The following is a 3,425-nucleotide window of genomic DNA, read 5'->3' as shown; positions in this document are numbered from 1 at the left end:
CCCACCACCACACACACACAGAGAGCGCGGGGAGTGCGGTGGGCGTGCCCCCCCCCGCGCGCCCCGCGGGCCCCCGCGCCCCCCCCCCCCCGTCCCGTGTGGGTGCCGGGTCCGGTTCGCCGACGGCGGTGGGAGCGCGGTGGCTCGGGGATCACCGATGACCCCACCGTCTCCTCGGCGGCCCGCGCTCGGTGTCTGACGCGTCGTCGGTCGGGGACGCTCCGCCGTGCTCGCTCGCCGTCGTCCCGGGGCGTGGTTGCTCAGGTCCGCCGTCACCGTCCGGGTTCGGAGTCCGTGTGAGGGCCAGTGCGTGCTGGTGGAGTGCCGGGTGTGCGGGTTGATCGTGTCATGGTCACCCCCGTTCCCGGGTTGCCGGTAGCAGTGGGTATCAGGCCTCGTCAGCGCCGCCTGGCAGGAAATTCTTCGGCGTACTCCCGTACGAACGACCCTTCAAAGCCGTCCGCGACAGGAAGATTTCCCGTTCCGCGCGCCGATGCCGCTACCTCAGGGGTGCCTGTGGCGCGTGGCCTGTCCGGCCGCGCCCGCATCGCGTGCGGGGCGGCGATCGCCTCTCCCGCGGCTTTGCCCAGCCCTCCTCCGAATCGCCCGGCCCCCTCCGACTTCACCGGTTCCGCTGGGTGTTGCTCCCTCGTTCGACCAGCGTCGGTGGCTTATGAGGCAGGCGGTTCCGTGGGGGACCAGGGGGTGTGACCTGCGGGTTTTCGGTGGTGCGGGCCGGGGTGGCCGGTGGCCCGGTGCCCGTCCGTGTTCTCCTCTTGTCATATCTCGATCCGTCGTTTCCACCAGGGAAGGCCATGTGGTGCGAACGGGTCGTTGACTGTCCGGGCGAGGATGCGTTCGTCGAGAGGCCCGAGTTCTCTGCGCAGTTCTCGGCGGGCCCGGGTTTGCAGGGCCCGGACGGCCCGTTCCAGCAGGGTTCTGACGTGGTGGTACCCGCTCCACAGGTCCGTATCGTCGTATCCGTACCACGGCGCCAGGTCGCGACGCGGGCGCCGACCGGTTCGGGCCCAGCTCCCGAATGCGTGAGCGACAGTGCCAGGGTGTAGTCCGTAGGCCTGCTCGAACCGGGCGATCTGGCGATTGGCGCTGGCCGAGAGCCCTGGGATGACGGGGGGGCCTGCGGACGACTGCGGGTCGGTCGCGGGGGAAGCGCTGCGGCAGGTGGGACCTTATCTCGCCCGGTGACCTGCGAGGCATGAAGACTTTTCCGGAGATCCAGTTCGTGAGACGGCGCGTGGCGACCCTAACGGCATGCCGGCCGCGGGCTCAAGAGCGTGGTGATGTTCCATCCCTGCGGTGCCCCGGCGCGGCCAGCGTCGGTCGTCCTGTTCTGTTGCGCCTCGGGGGGTGACGGCGTCCCGGCTGCTGCTTTCTTCGGCGCCGCCGTCGCCCGTGGCCTGTTGTCGGGGTTCTCCTGTCGGCCGTCGTCGCCGCCGTGCCGCCCTGCCGCCGCCGCGCTGTCGTCCCGTCGTCCTGTTGTGGCCGGGTTGATGGTCCGTCGGCGGGTTGCCGGGTTGTTGGTGTGGTCAGGGGCTTGGGGAAGTGGGGCCCCGTCGGGGTGGGAGGCTGGGGCGGCCTTGGGGTGCGGTGTCGGTGAGGTGGCGGTGGGCGGTGTGGAGGTGTTCGGCGGCCTGGCGCAGGTGGTGGCAGGCCATGGAGGGAGAGGCCGCGTTGTAGGGGCGGAGCCAGCGTTCGGCGGCGTGGACGCGGGCGAGTGCGGCGGTCAGGGCGTGGTGGGCCGGCCGCATCGAGGGGATCTCGGCGACTTCGTGCACGGTCCGGGCGAGGAGGACGGCGAGGTCTTCGGTGTCGGGCCATGCTCCGTCGGTGAAGTCGTGGCCCCACAAAGAGAGTCGGGCGGCGCATATCCCGACCCAGGCCTCCAGCCGGTCCTCCCAGGAGGGGGGCCTGGCGGGCGGGGACGGGGGCGGGTTCGGGATGATCGGCACCCGAACATGATCCGCCCACGGGCCACGGTCGCGTGGCCGTTTCACGGAAACCTGTTGACGACCTGTTGCACAACCCCGCCCGGCGGCTGCCCGCCCGGGCCGTGGGACGGTCGGGGACTGTTTCCCGGCGGCCGCCCGTCCGGGCCGTGGGATGGTCGGTGTCAGGTGTTCTGTCCCGTGAGGTCGTGGATGCGGCTTACGGGTGGCGCAGTGCCTCTGCGCAGGTGCACCCGTCCTGAATCCGTACGGGGTTCTCCGGCACTCGCCGTGAACTGCCAGGACACACAAGGGCATCCGGGGAGCCGTTGCATAGGATCTCCTGTCGGCTCGACCGCCCCTGCGGACGCGCCGCGCCGTACTGCGGGATCGGGGAGGAACGGTGCGACGACGAGGCCTGGAACCAGGCCGTAGCGGAGATGTTGGATGGAGACGCTGTGACTTCCGGGAGTCCGAAACAACACGGCCTGACGCAGGTACCCGAGTCCCTTCGGGCCTTCGGCCGCTGGCAGCATGAGGGCGAGGCGGGCCGCCGGTGGCTGACGGCCCTGCCGGACACCGTCGCCCAATGGTGCGAGCGCTGGAACCTGACGGCCGACGGGCCACCCATGCACGGCTACAACAGCCTCGTCGTGCCGGTCCGCCGGGGCGGCGAGCCGCTGGCCCTGAAAGTGACGTGGCCCGACCGGCAGATGCAGGAACAGGTACTCGCGCTACGCCTGTGGGACGGGCACGGCGCGGTCCGCCTGCTCGACACCGACACCACGGCGGGCGTCATGCTGCTGCAACGCCTGGACCACACCCGCCCGCTCCGGGACGTACCACTGACACAGGCGGTCCCCGTGATCGGGATACTGCTACGGCGGCTGGCCATCGAACCACCCCACGGCCTGCGTACGACCGCAGACATCGCCGCGGGCCACCGGCGGGAACTCCCCGCCCAGTGGGAAGAACTCGGCCGCCCGATACCCCGACGCGCACTCGACCGCGCACTGGACCTGGCCGAGGAACTGTCCCACGATGACTACACCGTCCTGGTCAACAACGACCTCCACTACGACCAGGTCCTGCGCACCCCCGACGGGCACTGGTCCGTCGTCGACCCGCTGATCGTGCGCGGCGTCCTCGAATACCAGGTCGCACCCCTGCTGTGGAGCCGGTTCGACGAACTCGGCCCCTCCCGCGTCCAGTGGGGCATCGACGCCCTGGCCGACGCCGCGGACCTCGACCCCGACCGCGCCCGCAAATGGGCACTGCTGCGAGCCGCCGAGTACTGGATGTGGGGCCTGCGCGCCGGCTTCACCGAGGACCCGGCGCGCTGCGCCCAGATCGTGGAGGCACTCATCTGACCCCCGCCCCGTCCCGCCCCGTCCCGCCCCGTCCCGCCGCGTCCCGCCGCGTCCCGCCGCGTCCCGCCGCGTCCCGCCGCGTCCCGCCGCGTCCCGCCGCGTCCCGCCG

2 protein-coding genes are annotated in these 3,425 nt (G+C 71.7%); one reads left to right on the top strand and one right to left on the bottom strand.

Annotation, left to right across the window (positions count from 1 at the left end):
• Positions 1-1,547 precede the first annotated feature (1,547 nt).
• On the bottom strand, positions 1,548-1,970 hold the full coding sequence (locus ACFV6I_RS37750) for a hypothetical protein (RefSeq protein ID WP_380430623.1): 423 nt from the start codon (positions 1,968-1,970) through the stop codon (positions 1,548-1,550).
• 434 nt (positions 1,971-2,404) lie between these two features.
• Here ACFV6I_RS37750 and ACFV6I_RS37745 point away from each other — a divergent pair, with 434 nt between their 5' ends.
• Positions 2,405-3,316 (top strand): aminoglycoside phosphotransferase family protein, encoded by a 912-nt coding sequence (locus tag ACFV6I_RS37745; protein ID WP_380430620.1) that lies wholly within the window; start codon positions 2,405-2,407, stop codon positions 3,314-3,316.
• Positions 3,317-3,425 lie beyond the last annotated feature (109 nt).

The organism is Kitasatospora sp. NPDC059803 (genome assembly GCF_042732255.1).
In the GTDB taxonomy this organism is placed as follows: domain Bacteria; phylum Actinomycetota; class Actinomycetes; order Streptomycetales; family Streptomycetaceae; genus Kitasatospora.
Note: the sequence above shows the minus strand (reverse complement) of the source record. Positions and strands in the feature narration are given on the sequence as shown.